At 39.9% G+C, this 17,346-nt stretch carries 18 protein-coding genes; 9 read left to right on the top strand and 9 right to left on the bottom strand.

The genetic code is table 11. The features are described 5' to 3' along the window. Window positions 1-289: 289 nt before the first annotated feature. Both KO511_RS16350 and KO511_RS16345 read right to left on the bottom strand, forming a co-directional pair. The gene (locus tag KO511_RS16350; RefSeq protein ID WP_215988476.1) at window positions 290-1,243 is read right to left on the bottom strand and encodes a DUF2971 domain-containing protein; all 954 of its coding nucleotides are present in this window, start codon (window positions 1,241-1,243) and stop codon (window positions 290-292) included. 125 nt (window positions 1,244-1,368) lie between these two features. Continuing rightward, a complete protein-coding gene (locus KO511_RS16345) occupies window positions 1,369-1,662 on the bottom strand; it encodes a MarR family transcriptional regulator (protein ID WP_215988475.1) in 294 nt (97 codons plus the stop codon). A gap of 370 nt (window positions 1,663-2,032) precedes the next feature. On the opposite strand from KO511_RS16345, the gene KO511_RS16340 reads away from it, so the two are divergent. From KO511_RS16340 to KO511_RS16310, 7 genes are all read left to right on the top strand, one after another. After that, window positions 2,033-2,977 (top strand): hypothetical protein, encoded by a 945-nt coding sequence (locus tag KO511_RS16340; protein ID WP_215988474.1) that lies wholly within the window; start codon window positions 2,033-2,035, stop codon window positions 2,975-2,977. A gap of 188 nt (window positions 2,978-3,165) precedes the next feature. Then, complete coding sequence (locus tag KO511_RS22560) at window positions 3,166-3,840, top strand: tail fiber domain-containing protein (protein ID WP_215988473.1); 675 nt, start codon at window positions 3,166-3,168, stop codon at window positions 3,838-3,840. Window positions 3,841-4,075: 235 nt separating this feature from the next. Then, complete coding sequence (locus tag KO511_RS16330) at window positions 4,076-4,372, top strand: Dabb family protein (protein ID WP_215988472.1); 297 nt, start codon at window positions 4,076-4,078, stop codon at window positions 4,370-4,372. Between the two features lie 4 nt (window positions 4,373-4,376). Beyond that, entirely contained in the window at window positions 4,377-4,691 is a 315-nt protein-coding gene (locus tag KO511_RS16325; RefSeq protein WP_125319763.1) for a cupin domain-containing protein, read from the top strand. Between the two features lie 2 nt (window positions 4,692-4,693). Next, window positions 4,694-4,948: a Rho-binding antiterminator gene (locus tag KO511_RS16320; protein ID WP_125319764.1), complete on the top strand. Its 255-nt coding sequence runs from the start codon at window positions 4,694-4,696 to the stop codon at window positions 4,946-4,948. A 280-nt stretch (window positions 4,949-5,228) separates the two neighbouring features. Further along, window positions 5,229-6,152 carry a DUF7916 family protein gene (locus KO511_RS16315; RefSeq protein ID WP_215988471.1) on the top strand — a complete coding sequence of 308 codons (924 nt, stop codon included), beginning with the start codon at window positions 5,229-5,231 and terminating at the stop codon, window positions 6,150-6,152. A 24-nt stretch (window positions 6,153-6,176) separates the two neighbouring features. Beyond that, the gene (locus KO511_RS16310; protein ID WP_215988470.1) at window positions 6,177-8,012 is read left to right on the top strand and encodes a hypothetical protein; all 1,836 of its coding nucleotides are present in this window, start codon (window positions 6,177-6,179) and stop codon (window positions 8,010-8,012) included. A gap of 81 nt (window positions 8,013-8,093) precedes the next feature. On the opposite strand, the gene KO511_RS16305 is transcribed toward KO511_RS16310, so the two are convergent. Next, a complete protein-coding gene (locus tag KO511_RS16305; RefSeq protein ID WP_171361435.1) occupies window positions 8,094-8,612 on the bottom strand; it encodes a hypothetical protein in 519 nt (172 codons plus the stop codon). Window positions 8,613-8,863: 251 nt separating this feature from the next. Here KO511_RS16305 and KO511_RS16300 point away from each other — a divergent pair, with 251 nt between their 5' ends. Then, entirely contained in the window at window positions 8,864-11,029 is a 2,166-nt protein-coding gene (locus KO511_RS16300; RefSeq protein WP_215988469.1) for a S9 family peptidase, read from the top strand. Window positions 11,030-11,209: 180 nt separating this feature from the next. Then, window positions 11,210-11,419, top strand: coding sequence for a hypothetical protein (locus KO511_RS16295; protein ID WP_215988468.1), 210 nt, complete (start codon window positions 11,210-11,212; stop codon window positions 11,417-11,419). Between the two features lie 43 nt (window positions 11,420-11,462). Here KO511_RS16295 and KO511_RS16290 read toward each other — a convergent pair whose 3' ends face one another. The 6 genes from KO511_RS16290 to KO511_RS16265 form a co-directional block, all read right to left on the bottom strand. After that, on the bottom strand, window positions 11,463-11,936 hold the full coding sequence (locus KO511_RS16290; RefSeq protein ID WP_215988467.1) for a DUF2947 domain-containing protein: 474 nt from the start codon (window positions 11,934-11,936) through the stop codon (window positions 11,463-11,465). A 12-nt stretch (window positions 11,937-11,948) separates the two neighbouring features. Beyond that, window positions 11,949-12,536, bottom strand: coding sequence for an HD domain-containing protein (locus KO511_RS16285; protein WP_215988466.1), 588 nt, complete (start codon window positions 12,534-12,536; stop codon window positions 11,949-11,951). Next, window positions 12,533-13,111 (bottom strand): ribosomal protein S5-alanine N-acetyltransferase, encoded by a 579-nt coding sequence (gene rimJ / locus KO511_RS16280; protein ID WP_215988465.1) that lies wholly within the window; start codon window positions 13,109-13,111, stop codon window positions 12,533-12,535. The genes KO511_RS16285 and rimJ overlap by 4 nt, the downstream gene beginning before the upstream one ends. After that, window positions 13,111-14,655: a transcriptional regulator TyrR gene (gene tyrR, locus KO511_RS16275; RefSeq protein WP_215988464.1), complete on the bottom strand. Its 1,545-nt coding sequence runs from the start codon at window positions 14,653-14,655 to the stop codon at window positions 13,111-13,113. Before tyrR ends, rimJ begins: the two co-directional genes overlap by 1 nt. 102 nt (window positions 14,656-14,757) lie before the next feature. Continuing rightward, window positions 14,758-15,807 carry a YcjF family protein gene (locus tag KO511_RS16270; protein ID WP_215988463.1) on the bottom strand — a complete coding sequence of 350 codons (1,050 nt, stop codon included), beginning with the start codon at window positions 15,805-15,807 and terminating at the stop codon, window positions 14,758-14,760. After that, entirely contained in the window at window positions 15,804-17,180 is a 1,377-nt protein-coding gene (locus KO511_RS16265) for a YcjX family protein (protein ID WP_215988462.1), read from the bottom strand. Before KO511_RS16265 ends, KO511_RS16270 begins: the two co-directional genes overlap by 4 nt. Between the last annotated feature and the right edge of the window lie 166 nt (window positions 17,181-17,346).

The raw sequence follows: 17,346 nt of genomic DNA, 5'->3' as shown, positions 1-17,346 counted from the left end.
TAACCGGAGAAGAGCCGTTTTTCTATATCAAATCTACCCCATGATTTTTGTTCGGACTTCGACCTGCAACCCACTTTGGGGCAAATCTTAGTTAGCTCATAAAATATGATATACAAACTAAACATTACAAGCGTAGCGTTACGCATCACGCTGAGCTTTCATAAGTCAGATTGTTTAGTAATCCGGACCTTGGTGGTGGTGACTTATGTAACCGAAAAATTTTTATTTCACGAGGGTCACCCTCGTTTGTAAAGTCAAAAGACTGGAAAGAACCTAATATCTAGGAAACTCACTTTATAGCTTCAGAATAAAGTTCTCCTTTAGGGCTGCGCTGAACCTGAAAGATACTGATATCAGGGTTGATTGAATGGGCTAAGCCGATAACTGACTCTTTAAAGTCCTCTTCAACTTCTGCACCAAGATGTAGCTCTGTTATTTCTTCATGGTGGAATAAAAGTGTATTCCAAGGTTCTTCCCCTAAGAGTGGTATCGCTAGTCTATATTCATTCTCCCATCGCCATTCCATAGTTTTTGTATGAATAATTTCCTTTAACTTCTCACGTGCTAGTTCTTCCTTATCTCCAAAAAAAGCACTTTCAATAAACATTTGTGCACCGGCATACAATGCAGGCCTGTGCTCTCGATAAGTAACAGGCTCAAAGAGTTGAAATTTCGACTCCTTCTCTATATTTGGCTCAATTCTTAAAGCGATTCCTTTATGATCTTCAGCATAGTTCTGCCACATATAATCTGAATTGAGATTGGTCGTAACACAAAACACTCTGTAGTCTTGCATTGATTCATTCAATTCATTAATGAAATCTTCTGCAATTTTCTTAGATGCTTCAGCTCCCCTTTTGTCCGGCGGTGAACCTTTAATTTCATCCAGCAACTCTGGACATAGCTTCAACATAGATTGTAATTCTGTGAGTTTTTCTTTCATTGTAGAAGAGCAAGTTATAGGGCTATTCAAGTTATTTAGTATAAATTCCGGTATAATAACCGGCATTTTAGACAACTCAGCTTCAAGATCACCTTCAAAAACACTTTTAACTGTGAGATCTTCCAAATCATTAAAATCAGAAGGCTTTGCAAACTTGAAAGTTCGATTACCTAAAGTTAAATGAGCCCCTTCCACACAAAGATACTTATATAAAGGAGGCAGTTTATCGGCGATATTCATATCATCCCTTAGCGAACGTCGAACCTTTTTCATCTTTATCTTCCTACCAACTTTTCCCATATCATATCCTTAACAGAACTATCCCACTAATCACTAATCACTAATCACTAATCAACACAGGAAAGGATAAATAGAGATACCAAACCAACCACGCAGCTCTTCTAAATATACAACTAAAACTGGGACTAAAAGCCCATACGACTGTATATAAACTCGACCCCTCCAAATGCTCGGCTATCCACTTTCCTTGTGAGATAGCCTTTTTCAGCAAGCCCTTTTAGTAACGTACTGGTGAAGCTCTGTGAGATATCACAGCGCTCCGTCATCTGTGATGCTGTCACACTCTCACCATTTTTGATCGCATCGAGCACTTTTAACTGTGTTTTGGTTGGCTTCACTCGCACTACCTGGTGAGGACAATTACGCGCAGCAGTTATAAGAGCCTCGTTTATTGGTGTATTTTGGCATAAAAACGACATGATAGGCTTACCCCCTGTAATTAAGAATTAGAAATGAGTTTAACTATTGATCTGAATGATCAATTTAGGTTGAAATATTTGTTAAAACTCAGCACTAAAACAGCTTCGCCAGCAATTTTTAGCAATGAATAGTGGTTAAGCGCGACAGCTTTTGCAACTCCACCTAGCAGTATATCTAAGCTTGGCTCAGCTTCTTTCAGAAACATTTTGTTAATATTAAACCAAGCACATATCAATTCTAGGTATTAACACCATGAATATAAGCTGTTAGTTTCATATATCTTTTCAATTTCTCTATTGAAAAGGCAAATGATGAAGAATGAATAGTTCTTCATCAATAACAAAAATAATAACTAACAGGCTTTAAACTATGACTATAAAAACAAGCTTAACAACCCTAGCTCTTCTTGCTGCATTTAACGCTCATTCGTATCAACACTATGCAGTATTTGAAGATTATGCTGACCTAGGATCTGTTCAAACGAATACATCTCGTATCACTCAAATCTCAAAAACAGATAATAACCAAACTACCATTGCGGCCTCCTATCTTTATAATGATTTGGGCCAAGTAACACAGCGTGATTACGCTGACAGTACCCTTAATTACGCCTACAACAGCGACGGCTTGTTAGCTTCAGCTCGTGCTTTAATGAAACACGGTGAAATTAATAGCTACATTAGGCATACCAAAGAAAACTTTATTTCTTTATATAGCTACAATGAACAAGGCCAGGTCACTTTAGAATCTAAGCAAGTTTTTCACCAAGAGGCAGCCGATCTAAACGGCACACCAATAGCGACCTATAGCATCCAATATGTCTATGACGAGAACAATAAACTCACCCAACGCGTACAGACGCCTCAGTCTGGTGAAGATATGTCGGTCAAAAACTTCAACTACACCTATCATAGCGACGGAAAGTTACAACAAATACAAGAGATAAAACTATCAACTCCGACGGAAACAAGTACCCTATCGTTCCAATACTACCCCAATGGTGAAATTCAAACAGCAACCCAAAACCTTTTTGCTCAGGGAAGTAAAACCATAGAAATGACATATCTTGACGACGCTTCTATATACGGCCCTTACTACTCAGATCCTGTTAAAGAATGGAAAGTTGATATGGATTTCTTTGGCCTTACCTTTAAACCTATTGAAACGCTCAAGCAAACTGTCGGCGGTGTTGGGACCACTTACAGCTATCAATATCAAAATGACGATAATGATAACTTAGCAGATAGTTTACAGCTGACTATTTCATCAGCTTATTTCAGTAAACAAGTCCGCTACGAAATGAAAAATCAATAAATTTAAGTTACTGAGGCGAGTCACTACTCGCCTCATTATATTTGAGTTTGCTACCCAATCCATCCCTCAAAAAACACCATACAACTATAAAAGTTGCAAAACCATGCATTAAAAAATGCAATCAGTTGCATTTGTCGCCAGCATCAATACAATACCCATGCTTTTTGTATTGATATTGAGAGGAAGTAGTGAAGTTATTTAATTTGATATTAAGTGTAAGTTTCTCTGTCATATTATCGAGTCATACACTCGCGGATGAGTCAAATGTGTTCTGTTCTAAACCTGATGGAAGCCATTGGGATTGGCTAGAAAATGATAATGAAGAGCAGGTCGTCATTGATGGTTCATGGGTAGAAAGAGAAGAGTATCGTGGGGACTATTTTCTGGTTATAAGGTCTAGTTATCTTGACGTTAATCAACAATGCAAAACCGAATTTGGCAGTCAATATCTTGCTCAACCAGCTAAAAACTCTTTGAGTTCATGGTATAAGTTTATGCTTTATGATGAGGAGACCAATACTTATTCTATCGCTGCTGGGTATATCCCTCCGACAAATAGCATGCCTAGAATAAGTGATATAAATTTAAAGCTAGATATTCAACCCTTACAAAATAGCTTAGATAAGCTAAGCCGCCTTAATGGCTATAGCTACTCTTGGCGTCCAGATAGCATCCAAGGCCACTTAGCTGGCCAATACGAATACGGTGTTATAGCACAAGAAGTACAATCTGAGTTACCGGAGCTAGTTGAACAATATGACCCATACACTCTGAGAGTTGATTATATCGGCTTTATTCCCGTACTACTAGAATCTATCAAAGAACTAAAAACAAGGGTTGAAACACTAGAATCACGGCAATAACTATAGGGTGGTCCATTGTGGCAAATACAGCAATGGACCATAGAGTCCTAAAAATGTTTATTACTTTAATCCAATATCAGGAACTCTTAAGATTCGAATACCGTATACAATCAAAGTAACATACCTATGTACCTAAAACTCACCCCAAGAAAGCATCTATTACAATTTGCACTGTTGTTTCAAAGCTGTAGTATTGATTACTAACCAATTGCCAAAGAAAAAAATAGGCCATAGCATGATACGACACATTCTCCTTATTCAATTTAAAGATGATGCCACTCCACCACAGGTAGAAGAATTAAAACACTCTTTTTTATCCATGCCCAATATTATTGATGGGGTGGAGTACGTCGAATGGGGCTTAAATGATAGCTCTGAAGGCAAGAATAAACACTATACGCATTGCGTAATGATGACATTTTCTGATGAAGCTGGTCGTCAACGCTACTTGCCTCACCCCGCACATGATGTATTAAAGAATATCTTCAGACCGATCCTTGAAGATATTATCGTCTTTGATTACACCGTTTAGTTTTATGAATATTCTGTCATCGCTACCTAACGATTTAACCAACGAAGTCTTTGATACTCTGATTTGTAGGCATCAATTTCGCCTAGAACGTATTGTCTCTAAAGGTCAATGCTCCGAACCAGACTTTTGGTACGATCAGGATGAACATGAATGGGTTGTAGTATTAACGGGTCATGCAAAAATCCAATACCAGACTGGGGAAGAAATTGAGCTAAAAGCAGGTGATAACCTTAATATTCCGGCCCATACTAAACACAGAGTAACTTATACCACACCCAGTGTGGAAACTATTTGGTTGGCACTGTTTTATAAGGATTGAAAATGATTTCCTGTAGCGAATACGATTATATAGAAATAGCCTGTCTTTACCAAATTCCTATTCGCTTAGTCACTGAGTCCGCTCAAGTCTTTGAAGGAAAAGCTAAAACAACCAACTATGACGATCATCGCAGAGAGTGCATTGTCATCGAAACGCTATGTGGTGATATACAAATACCAACTGAAACTCTAGTGTCAATGACGGCACTGATCAATAACCCTCACTTTAGAGAAATTGTCTTTCAGCAATTAAGCTAAGAACTACCCTTAAAAATAATATTACTACATTGGACATTACTTCATATATTACTCACCAATTAACGATAACATACAATCTCTTGATGCTAATTAACGCTAGATTGTTAAAAACCTTTAAAAAGGGAAATAAATAATCCTAGATTTACCCTTTTCTTGACTCAAAAATTTTGAAAACATACCCACCAGTTAATAGCTAGGCTGTGTTGACCTTTCACAAACTAAACAAAAACCAAACAGAAAGGTCAGCACCCTCTCCCCCGCCAAATTTAAAGAAGCGATAATGAAAAGATTATTAGACTGCAGTGCCTCTGACTTTAACAATATGACCAAGTCGGACTTGATACATGCGATAAAAGCAAGTGAAGGTCGAGTGCTACTGAGTGAAACGATTTCTAAAGTACAACCTATGTTAATGGGCATAACCAATGCTGAATTGGCTGCTTCACAAGGAGCAGATTTACTCCTGCTCAATATGTTTGACGTCAACAACCCAGATGTAATAGGCCTACCAAAAGGGACTCATCCTAAAAGTGTTATTGCTACATTGAAACAGCTAACAGGACGCCCAGTTGGTGTCAACTTAGAAGCTGTCGATCCTGAATTTGCCCAGAAACATAATGAACTGTGGGCGATGTGCTCAGGAAGAGCAGCAACCGCCGATAATGTAAATACATTAATCAATATGGAATGCGATTTTATCGTTCTTACTGGTAATCCGAGTAATGGGGTCTCTAATCGAGCCATTACCGAATCACTCAAGCAGATTAGGGCACAGCTGAAGAACGATATATTGATCATTGCAGGAAAAATGCATGGTGCTGGCGTCATTTCAGAAGGTGGTAAAACACTCGTTACCAGCCTAGACATATCACAGTTTGCTAGCTGCGGTGCAGATGTAGTTTTATTGCCTGCACCAGGAACCGTACCAGGCATGTCTGAGTCTTATGTATCATCATTAATAGAGAAAGCCCACAGCCACAATGTCCTCGCTATGACAACGATAGGAACGTCTCAAGAAGGCGCTGACAGTGAAACCATTAGGCGCATTGCCTTGATGAGTAAAATGGCAGGAGCTGACTTACATCATATTGGCGACACAGGTTATACCGGAATCGCACTCCCAGAAAATATACGTAACTACAGTATCGCAATTCGAGGTGTGCGCCACACCTATTCTCGCATGGCTCGCTCGATATTACGATAAAATCTAATAATAGCGGAAACAAACATGTTGATTAATGTCCCCCTTTTCCCCGCATCAGAGAACTCTATTCCATCAACGACAACAAACCGTCAGAAAACAATATCTGATTCTCTTCGCCAAACAGCTCAAATTGAAAATGCGAAATGCCTTATCGTGGGTTATTCACCAACCGGAGGTGGACATACAGGTAGAACACTTAATATCGTTAAGATGGCATTAGAAAAAAACAAACTTCCCCATGGGAGCAGTGTCATTTTTCATGTTCCACCCGCTTGGCCTGACACCAACAAAGGTAAAAGTGCATTTGGAAAGCCACTATCAGACTTATGTCGATTACTGTCAGCAAACAAAGTCAATGTTATACTGGCGCAATCTGATAAACCTATTTACGGCTACCTTACAAAGACTGGCGGCTCAGATGATACTAACATTATGCGCCGTCTCGCATCATATCCTCAAAGAGAAGTTAGCAACAAAACGCTAGCAGATGCGAAGCTATTCCACCCAAATAATAGCGACGTATCCTATCAATCACTACCAACCATTACAGCAAAAAATATTTTCTCTTATATTGTAGGTGAAAAGTCTAAAGGATTGATAGCAGAAGAAAAAATCTACGTCTTAACTGACATGGCTCCAGATCTACAAAAAGCGGCGGGGAAGCACAATATTATGTCAACCCATAGAGTGGACCAGCAAAATCACGCCATTATGCTCCAGCCAAACGATCAACATGATCATAACCCTAAAAATGCAGTACTTACTAAGGTTTTAGGAGGTACTGGAGAGCAAATATCTCACATTGGCCTTGGAGAAAAAAACACACTTCAGGATGTAGCTAAATCGTTAGCGAAGCTCAAAATCACTCAACAAAATAGCCTTGATGAAGCAAGGCTAGCAGTATACAAAGTCGCTCTAAATCATGCTCAAACACCTATCGAAATAACTAGCCCTATTGAATTCACAGGCGTAATTACTGCCGACAAATCGGTTAATCATACTCAAATCAAAAGAATGACCTATGTCTACGCACATAAAAAAAACGATATCATTATTCAATATATTATTGATGGTATAAACCACGGCAAGCCCGAGTTTAAAGATCATCTCTTTATGATCTGTGGGGCAAATGCGCTCCCAAAATACAATGCGCTTCACTTAAGCTACATCGCTGATGCTGATGGAATCACAACGGCTGGAGCCGGCACTACTGGCGAATCGGTGTATTTACATAATACAGGTAGTTCAACCTCCAACCTCTTAGTTTTACCAATTGAAGAACACAATGAGCAAGAAGCCAACGCTTTATATCTACAGAAGCATTCAATTATGGCTAAGTACATGACATCAGGGCTAAATAAAGATTTACCCAACACACTAGATAATTTTTTTAAACGCCCTTTAGCCACAAGTGCACGAGATATGCGTTCACTATTTTCAGCAGTCCAGAATGAAGAGACTTACGTAAAACAAGCTTGTGATACTTTATTTGGTGATGCTTCACCAAGTGAACAATCGCGTAAGTTTGCTCTTCGGGAGCAAGGTATGCGACGTAATCATCACCTGACTGTTCATCGAAGATTCTTTAAACTTGTTGGTCAGCTGGATGACAATATAGGAAGAAAAGTACCTCAAGGTATTAAGCTAACTACAAGCCATCAGGCGATTTCACAACAAGAAGCTCTGGATAAACTAATGGACACAACATCACTCGCGCTTTTTTTAGAAACGGATCAGAATACAGCTCAGTCACTACCTATGTTAGAAAAAATACGGGCTGTTTTTCAAAAAAATATAAATGCTGAAGAAAGGGCTAAAGTAACTGAAAAATTGTATCAATCACCCTATACAGGATTTTAGTCCTTAATAAAAAAGCCCGCTATATTTTCACTAGCGGGCTGTTAAACTAATATGCTAATTGAGCTTAAGTAACTATTAGTGTTACTTCGGGCTGTATGGTAGAGATGAATGATGTAGATTTATTCTCACATTTCCTGCATCGTCTTTGATATAACCAAAGGTATATTCTACTTTCACTTCTTGGCCATCAGTTTTAGTGAAGAAATAATTTCCCATCGCCATCGCCATATCTGAATTCTTGTCAGTGATAACGCCTTCATTTTCCCAACGAACATTAGTATATGGAGCTAAAGCAAAACCGTTATCTTCAGCAATTTCCCCACCAACAAAGTAAGAGAGCGCTTCTGATTTTGAATGCCTAAATTGATCTTCTACCGCCAATGTAGGCTTGAAAAGCACTGTGCCTAAATCATAAGCATAAAACTTATTAATGTGTTTAGTCGCAGCACTGCGAGCATCTTTTGCTTTACCAATTGCAATGATGCCTTCACCCCAACCCTTTTGGGCTGCTTCCACTTCTTCAGGAGTAATTGGCGAAGCATAAACATTAAGTGCTAAAAGTGATGCAATTAGAGATGAAGCAATATAGGTTTTTCTCATAGATAGTTTCCTCGTCAGCAAGATAGCGTATACCTTTCTAACTTACTCGAAATGATTTGTCTATCAATTTTCTAACTATTATGAATGACAAACGGTAAAAAACATTCTTGGTGATAATATTTGATCCACTTCTTTATGTCTGCTAGCGTAACTAAAATACAAGCATACATTTGCGCACAAGCTATTGATATTAATGGCATTGCAAGAAGTAATACCTTATTGCCACTTTGAACGTATTTTTAAGGAGCTTTATGCGTTTCTCCCTCATTACATTGGCTGTATCAGCGACATTGATCACTGGCTGCAGCAACCAAGGAATTCAAACCGTGACTCAACCTTCTCAAGTCGAGCTAACTGCTCAACAAACTCAAGCGCCTGTGGCGAAGAAAGTTCCCCATGTTCTAGAAAGCCATGGTGAAACTCGTATTGATAACTATTATTGGATGCGTGATGATAAGCGGAAAGACACAAAAATTTTGCAGCACCTTGAGCAAGAGAATCAATATGCTGATACTGTTTTAAAGCACACGGAAAGATTACAAGAGCAGCTTTTTGAGGAGATAAAAGGTCGCATTGCTAAAGACGACAATTCGGTGCCAGTTAAAGAAGGTAACTACTTTTATTCTAGTCAGGTGTTGGGGGATAATGAGTACGCAATATATCGACGTGCCAAAGACTTTGCAGGCACAAACTCCGAGCTATTAATAGATGCTAACGAACTAGCAAAAGAGCACGAATTTTTTAATATCGGGGGACTTTATGTTAGCCCAAATGAGTCACTTTTGGCCTATGGAGAAGATATTTTAAGTCGACGAGTCTATACCATTCGTGTCAAAGATTTAGACACCGGTACCTACTTAGCTGATAAAGTGGAAGGAGCAGAGAGTGATATTGCTTGGCAAAACGACAATAAAGCGTTTTATTACATCAAGAAAGATCCACAAACTCTGCTAGGTTTTCAAGTCTATCACCACATTCTAGGCACACCACAAAGTAGCGACACCTTAATTTACGAAGAATTAGACGATGCTTATTATACCTCCCTCGGTAAGAGTAAAGACGGGGAGCAAGTCTATATTTTCCACTCAAGCACAGAAACCAGTAGCGTGTCGGTTATTGACGCTAACAATCCACAGCCTAAAGCCAAAGCCTTCTACCCACGAGAAGAAGGGATAGAATATAGCATAGCTAAACTTAATGATTGGTACTACATCTACACCAACTACCAGGCAGTGAACTTTCGTCTGATGAAAGTAGAGCAAAATAACATCCATGACCGTAGCAAATGGCAAGATGTTATCGCTGCTGACAACGACACCCTACTCGTTGATTTTACCTTATTTGAAGATCACTTAGTCTACGAACAGCGTAAAGGCGGCCTATCAACAGTCACAATCCGTCAACTATCAACAGATAAAGAGTTCCCATTAGAGTTCAACGATAGTGCTTTTTCTGCCTACTTTACCGGTAACTATGAGCTTGATAACTCAAAGGTACGAGTTTATTACAGTAGCTTAACCACTCCCGGTACCTACTATGATTTTGATCTTGTAACGGGTAAGCCCGAAATTATGAAGCAGACACCTGTACTGGGTGATTTCGATGCTAACAATTATCAATCAGAACGCATTATGGTCTCTGCAAGAGATGGTAAACAGATACCTGTATCTTTGGTATACCGTAAGGACAAGTTCAAAAAAGATGGCACTAATCCGATATACCAATATGGCTATGGTTCCTATGGGCATACTATTAATCCATCATTTAGCTCAGCGCGCCTTAGCTTATTAGATCGTGGCTTTGTGTATGCAATTGCGCATATCAGAGGCTCAGAAATGCTCGGAAGACCATGGTATGAAGACGGTAAAAAACTCACTAAGCAAAATACCTTTAACGACTTTATAGACGTGACGAGATCGCTTACCGATTCGGGTTACGGTTCAAAAGATAAGGTTTTTGCTGTAGGAGGCTCGGCAGGTGGTCTTCTGATGGGTGCCGTAATAAATCAAGCGCCTGAACTGTACCGAGGTATTGCCGCTCATGTTCCATTTGTTGATGTAGTCACGACTATGCTTGACGAATCTATTCCCCTAACGACTAACGAGTATGATGAATGGGGCAACCCTGGAGAAAAGGCTTACTATGAGTATATGTTGAGCTATTCGCCCTATGACAACATCAGTGCTCAAAGCTATCCGAATATGTTAGTCACAACGGGATTACACGACTCTCAAGTGCAGTATTTTGAACCCATGAAGTGGGTGGCAAAGCTGCGGGAAATAAAGACGGGTAATCATGCATTGCTATTTAAAACAGATATGGAAGCAGGTCACGGCGGCGCGTCTGGTCGCTTTAAGCGCTTAAAAGAAGACGCCCTTGAATATGCATTTTTCATCGACTTGTTAAATGAACAATGATTCTTCAAGTAACAAAGCCCGCTCAATACACAAGGTAGTTCACTTAAACAGGGCAGTCTTGCGATTAACAGGGTAACGCGTTTTTGATATTTTTACCGCCCTAAGCCGGTTAGTTAGGCTTAGGGTGGCGTTACCCCTAATTTAAATGGGCTACCAAGCCCATTAAAGAATGTTATTGATTTGTGTAAAGCTGTTGTCAAAGAATCTGAGTACAATAAAATGGGGGCAAACAATTTATCTAGAGTAATTGCGCCTCACTTTGCCATACACTCTGAAGATATGGCAGAAACGCTCAAAAATAATAATATTGCTATCGAATTTATCGAGAAATGTATTACAGGACAAAGTAAGACGACAGGTAACAATACAAATTTGTTGCAAAACGGCTGACCTCCCAATTTTTAATTTGAGGTGGTAGCAACCACCTCTTTATTTAGTCCCTATGTCCAAGTCTGACATTACCTTTAGAATCAAACCACAAAGCTTCTTTGCGTCGGCGAGCAATCAAGATCGGGCCATCATCATAAAACAGAAAATTTTTCCAATAACGCTTAAATATGGACCACTTGGTTTCAACAATATTATACTTTTCATAACAAAAATAGACTGTAACATCATCCTGCCAGCTGAGAAATTCATCTACCCCAGGAGGTAGAGCCTCATCATCTGACTCCCAAGATACCATCCAATCTAAACTCTCCTTCCAATTGGACGTTTTCATCGGCCAGTCAGTCGAACTTAAACGATCAGCATCAGGGCTATGAGTACTAATATTTTCTTTCCAAAACTGAGAAGAACGAGCCTGATTCATGGGCTTTATTAACTCTAGATCATGCTCTGCAACAGGCATAGAGTGATGAGTAAAAATCCATTTTCTTTGGTATTCGTCCAAAGTGAGATACGACATTCGTTTTCCTCATTAGGCTTTAAGCCATCCTTGATGGCTGGCATCTTCAATCATTTTTTTGGCATGGTCCCATAATACTTGAGAGCCATCTTCAATTTTTCGGTTGACAGCCAGCGCTTGCTCACAAGTCACCCCATGCTCTAACCAGCCTTTTCCACCATTGTGATAGTTCAACAACATAGGAATAAGCCTATCGAGCGCTTTGGCAAACTTAGCATCGGCTGAATCTGCACCCTCAAATTCACACCAGAGGCTGAATAGTTCCTCTTGCTGATCACAAGGTAACATGGAAAAGAGTCGCTTAGCAGCTAACAACTCTTTGTCTTTTTGAGATTCGATAGCTTGGGTATCGTAGGCAAAAGTATCACCTGCATCTATTTCAACGATATCGTGCAGCAATAGCATTTTTACCACTCGAGCAATATCTATCGACTCATTGGCATGTTCTTCGAGCAAAATAGCCATAAGGGCTACATGCCAACTATGTTCGGCGCTATTTTCCAATCGATTATTGGCACTTTTTACTCTAGCTTTTCGTAAAATCGACTTAAGTTGATCTAGCTCCATTATCAAGGACAACTGTTTCTCTATACGACTCATGAAGCTTTCCAATTGTCATTGACCAATGAACTCAAAATATGGTCTTCCCAGACACCATCAATAAGCAGGTAGTCTGACGCGATTCCTTCTTTTTTAAATCCAAGGCGCATCAAAGTCGCTTCACTACGGTAATTACGTGGAAGGTAGGCTGCCATTATTCTATGAACATTTTGTATATTAAACATATATTTAATTGCTAGTCTCATCGCCCTAGTCATAGCCCCTTTACCCTGAGCATTTTCAGCCAAAGAGTATCCCAAGTTACAGGCATGAAATGGAAATCTTGATACATTACTAAAAGATACCGTTCCCATCATATTTCCCGATTCACCGTCCAGAATAATCAAGTAATACCCCAGCCCCATTCGGTGAAGCTCATGAAGCTTAATGAGTCTTTGAGTCCAACCAGCCTCAGAGTAAAAGGCTTCTTCCCTGCAAGGCTCCCAAGGCTTCAAAAAATCTTTGTTAGCAACAAAGTAATCAGAAATTAATTTGCCATCGGTCGGCTCAGCAGTTCGTAAGATGATGTTCTCATCTTGTTCATAAACATTTTTCGGCGTACTTATTCGTTCCATTAGTTCTTTCTTATTCCGTATTCACGTAACTTATTTGCAACTGAGGTGTGAGAGACATTAAGTCTTTTCGCAAGCTTGCGACTTGAAGGGAAAGACTGGTACAAACGCTCTAACACCTGAGACTCATAATCCTTCATAATTTCATCTAGCGATCCATCTAAATTAATTGCTGGACCACTTGCTGTCGCGTTTTCTAATTGAGGAAGGTGGAATAAATCTACAGTTATTGTTGCTGAATCTAATTCTGTTAACGCTCTAAGAACCATATTCTCTAACTGACGCATGTTACCAGGCCACTGGTAGTTAATGAGTTGATCAACTAAGCCTTCACTAAGCTCGGGTTTTTTAACTCCCAGTTGTTTGACGTATTTCGATACAAATAGATCTAATAATGGAGCAATATCATTGGGTCGTTCACGTAACGCAGGAATGTTTAATGTCAGAACGTTTAATCGGTAAAATAAATCTTCACGAAATGACCTCGACTCAGCCAATTCACCTAGGTTATGTCGAGTGGAAGCAATGACACGCACATCTACATGAATCTCTTGCTCCGCACCGACTCTTCTAAAAGTGCCATCTTGAAGTAACCTGAGTAGTTTGATTTGTAAATGCGGGCTCATCTCGCCGATTTCATCGAGAAATACTGTACCGCCATCCGCTTGCTCAAAAATCCCCTTATGACCTTGCTCATGATTAAATGAGCCAGGTGCATGACCAAATAATTCTGTCTCAGCGACATCATCTGGCATAGAAGCGCAGCTTAAAACCAAAAATGGCGCCGAAGCTCTGTGTGAACGATTATGGCAAGCCCTCGCGAGCATTTCTTTGCCCGTTCCTGTCTCCCCCTGAATCAACAGCGGCTGATCTAACACACAAAGCTTTTTAGCTTGTCCCATCAATGATTTATGTCGATTTGATACGCCTACAAAATGTTCAAAACCAAGATTGTTATGGGCGGGAAGAGAATCGACCAAGATTGGTTTTTCTTGACTCGAGCGAATAATCATTACTGTACTTGCCAATATTGATTCGTTGGATTCAGCGATTATATATACAGGCATCACCTCCATCGAATAGTCCAGTCCACCAATCACCACATCCTCACGATGACGTGTTACTTTACCGTCTGTCCAACTCGAAAAATTGAAGTTTGGTAACAAACTCACCATCGGATGCCCGATCATGTCTTCTTGTTCGCTATTGAACAAACTCAAGGCGGCGTGGTTGGCCATATCAACATGACCTTTCATATCAATCGCAAGTACCGGTTCTGGTAAGCTATTAAGCAGCGAAATAAGCTCGGTATTATGCCTCTCCATCGGCATAAACTGAATTTTACGCACATCCTTCACACCAGTGATACGTCGTATCTCGGCCATTAACTCACTGAAAGTATCAAAGTCAATATCTGGACAATTAAGATAGATAATACCCGTGGTATCAATTTCGATGCCTCGTAAATCAATATTCCTAGAAGCCAGAATATCCAGTAGCTCACGTGTAAGCCCGAGTCTGTCTTCACATATTACTTCTAATCGCACTGAGGAAATCCCTAGTCTGAGGTGTCAGGAAAAGTTGACAGTAGTTTCACCCAAGCGAAAATCCTCGTCAAGTAAAGCAACATTACCAGCTTCACAATAGCGCTATTTGATTGTTAAAGCGGCGATTTTTTCCACGATACGCTTACGAATAGCACCAAGTTTGACTTGCCTTTCAGAATGCCAAGTAGTCGGCCTAAGTAAAGCCATAGCTTTTAGCCCAAGTCTCGCAGTGAGTATACCAACTCCCAAGCCTTGTCCTGCTCTAGCCGATACTTTCCCAGCAAGATCCATTGACAATAGGTCCACACTTGCATCGATTGCAAGCTCACTTACCCCTACGAACGCCATATTAATTAGAATTGACTTAAACAGTTTCAGTCTAGATAAATATCCAAGTTCAACACCATAGATTTCTGCCAAGCTATCAATCATTTTGAAGCTTCGCCAAGCAACCAATAGCATGTCGGCAAATGCAAGAGGGCTAATAGCTACCAGTGCCGCAGATTCTGTAGAATATTGACTCACTATTTTAGTGGCTTCTTTGTCTTGCTCGCCAACAACAATAGCATCATACATTTCAATGATTTCACTATCACTGTGCGATTCATTTAGTCCTTGTAGCCAACGTACATAACTTGGTGATGTAGGCGCAACCCTTGCACCTTTAGCTAAAGACTGGCAAAAAACTTTTCCCTGTCCGACACTATTGTTTGTGATTAACAATTCAACTTTATCTTGTGTGCTAAGTTGTTGACGTAACTTTTTAAGTAACCATAACTCTTTACCAATCGCAATCACGCCCAAAGAAGCAAGTATCGCAACAAATCCAGCCCATCCAACAGATAACCAGTCGCCCATTTGAATCGAGGTATGTAGACTATCTAGCGATTGCCAAGCGATTAAAACGGTGAAAACACTTAACAAGCCGCCGGTAAGAAAACGCTTTTTTTTAGGTGGTTGAATTGCATTTTCTAGATTTTTTTCAATATCGTCACTTGCTTCATCGACTTGCTTTTTTGCCAATATAAATGTGTCTTTTTCATCAAACTTCAGCTGTGCTGTCAGTTCACTTGTGTCAATTCTTGGTTTATCTTCTAGCGTTTGAGTATAGATTTTCTGTGCTTTTAACTTGTTGTCCTTAGAGTCATTCATTTGAGTTTATCTCCGATTAAATACTCTATTGCTTTATCAATACGTATATGAGGCAAAGGCTCGTCTTCTGATCTCGGCATAGGTAGAAAAGCATAAAAGTTAAACTCCTGATTCACCCAAAAGTCCGGCTGTGGCAATTTATGGGGTACCCCTCCAGGAAAGATGGTTAAGGCTTCCCCTCCCGTAGTAGTTCCCTGAATCGCCGAAATAGTGTCACCAGCTTGATTAATAAAACCACTTTGTGTGGCTTGAATTGAAGCGATACTCATACAACTCATTTCAATATTGTCATAAGCTGCGGTTTGCCAAGCTGGATGTACCATCTGTTGGAGTAAAGATACTAAATTAGGATGCTGATCAGGGGTAACATGATCGGCCTTGGTTGCCGCAAAAAGTATCTTGTCAATTCGAGGAGCAAATAGCCTTTTGAGTATATTACTCCTTCCATATCGAAAACTATGCATGATTTGTTCGATGGCGTGTCGCATATCGAAAAACGATTCGCTACCTGAATTAAGAGGTTGTAAACAATCAACTAATACAATTTGGCGGTCAAAGGTAGAAAAATGGTGTTTATAGAAAGCTTTTACTACTTTCTGTTGGTATTCTTGATAACGAGCAATCAACATCGCCAAGTTTGAGCCCTTAGGTACTTTCTCCTCTTGGTCATAATGGCACGGAAAAAACTGCAAAACTGGTGCCCCTTCAAGTTCTCCAGGTAAGACAAAGCGGCCAGGTTGTACCCAATGCAAACCAGAGCTTTTACATTCATGAAGGTATTGAGTATATACTTTTGCAGTAGCCTCAAGTGATTTTTCATCGACTGGAGAAGCTAAAGATAACTGATTCAGTTTATCAAGCCAATCTTGCGCTAGTTCACCACGTTGACCTTTTAGTGCTGAAAACTGAGTTTGTGACCACTGATGAAAATTCATGTTCAACAAGGGTAAATCCAATAGCCATTCACCAGGGTAATCAACAATATCAAGATGCAGTACTGACGTGTTGCCAAATAACTTCTTGGTTTTTTTTGTTGGCTTGTACTTCAATGCAAGACGAATCTCACTCACGTCACGCGTTGGTTCAGGCCATGTAGGAGGTACTGAGAATACCTGGCTCATTGCTTCATCATATCCAAAACGTGGCACCATCATATCCACCTGAGGCTCTCGTTTAGCACCCACTAAGCGACGCTCTCTCGCTGAAGTAAGTAAAGGTAAATTATCATGGGTCGATGTATGAAGTAGCTGATTAACCAGTGAGCTAATAAACGCAGTTTTTCCTGCGCGGGACAAACCTGTAACAGCAACGCGAACATGTGAATCGACACTGCGACTAATCAATTCATTCAATTCTCGTGGAAAACTCTTCATTGAGGGTCTCTTCATTTAAACTCTCACTTATTCTAGCTAAAACAACCTTAATCAAAGATGAATAACCCCTTAATGTGAATAGAAGTGTCGAAGCTATTTTGGGGGGTGACTATATAAATGGCTTTAGCTCGATAAATGGCTTTAGCTCGATAAATGGCTTTAGCTC

The sequence above is a fragment of the Vibrio hepatarius genome (assembly GCF_018860525.1).
Taxonomy (GTDB): domain Bacteria; phylum Pseudomonadota; class Gammaproteobacteria; order Enterobacterales; family Vibrionaceae; genus Vibrio; species Vibrio hepatarius_B.
Note: the sequence above shows the minus strand (reverse complement) of the source record. Positions and strands in the feature narration are given on the sequence as shown.

Coding starts and splice junctions, on each gene's coding strand:
- KO511_RS16350 (WP_215988476.1), bottom strand. CDS start 1,243: ATGGGAAAAGTTGGTAGGAAGATAAAGATGAAAAAGGTTCGACGTTCG.
- KO511_RS16345 (WP_215988475.1), bottom strand. CDS start 1,662: ATGTCGTTTTTATGCCAAAATACACCAATAAACGAGGCTCTTATAACT.
- KO511_RS16340 (WP_215988474.1), top strand. CDS start 2,033: ATGACTATAAAAACAAGCTTAACAACCCTAGCTCTTCTTGCTGCATTT.
- KO511_RS16330 (WP_215988472.1), top strand. CDS start 4,076: ATGATACGACACATTCTCCTTATTCAATTTAAAGATGATGCCACTCCA.
- KO511_RS16325 (WP_125319763.1), top strand. CDS start 4,377: ATGAATATTCTGTCATCGCTACCTAACGATTTAACCAACGAAGTCTTT.
- KO511_RS16320 (WP_125319764.1), top strand. CDS start 4,694: ATGATTTCCTGTAGCGAATACGATTATATAGAAATAGCCTGTCTTTAC.
- KO511_RS16315 (WP_215988471.1), top strand. CDS start 5,229: ATGAAAAGATTATTAGACTGCAGTGCCTCTGACTTTAACAATATGACC.
- KO511_RS16310 (WP_215988470.1), top strand. CDS start 6,177: ATGTTGATTAATGTCCCCCTTTTCCCCGCATCAGAGAACTCTATTCCA.
- KO511_RS16305 (WP_171361435.1), bottom strand. CDS start 8,612: ATGAGAAAAACCTATATTGCTTCATCTCTAATTGCATCACTTTTAGCA.
- KO511_RS16300 (WP_215988469.1), top strand. CDS start 8,864: ATGCGTTTCTCCCTCATTACATTGGCTGTATCAGCGACATTGATCACT.
- KO511_RS16290 (WP_215988467.1), bottom strand. CDS start 11,936: ATGTCGTATCTCACTTTGGACGAATACCAAAGAAAATGGATTTTTACT.
- KO511_RS16285 (WP_215988466.1), bottom strand. CDS start 12,536: ATGAGTCGTATAGAGAAACAGTTGTCCTTGATAATGGAGCTAGATCAA.
- rimJ (WP_215988465.1), bottom strand. CDS start 13,111: ATGGAACGAATAAGTACGCCGAAAAATGTTTATGAACAAGATGAGAAC.
- KO511_RS16270 (WP_215988463.1), bottom strand. CDS start 15,807: ATGAATGACTCTAAGGACAACAAGTTAAAAGCACAGAAAATCTATACT.
- KO511_RS16265 (WP_215988462.1), bottom strand. CDS start 17,180: ATGAAGAGTTTTCCACGAGAATTGAATGAATTGATTAGTCGCAGTGTC.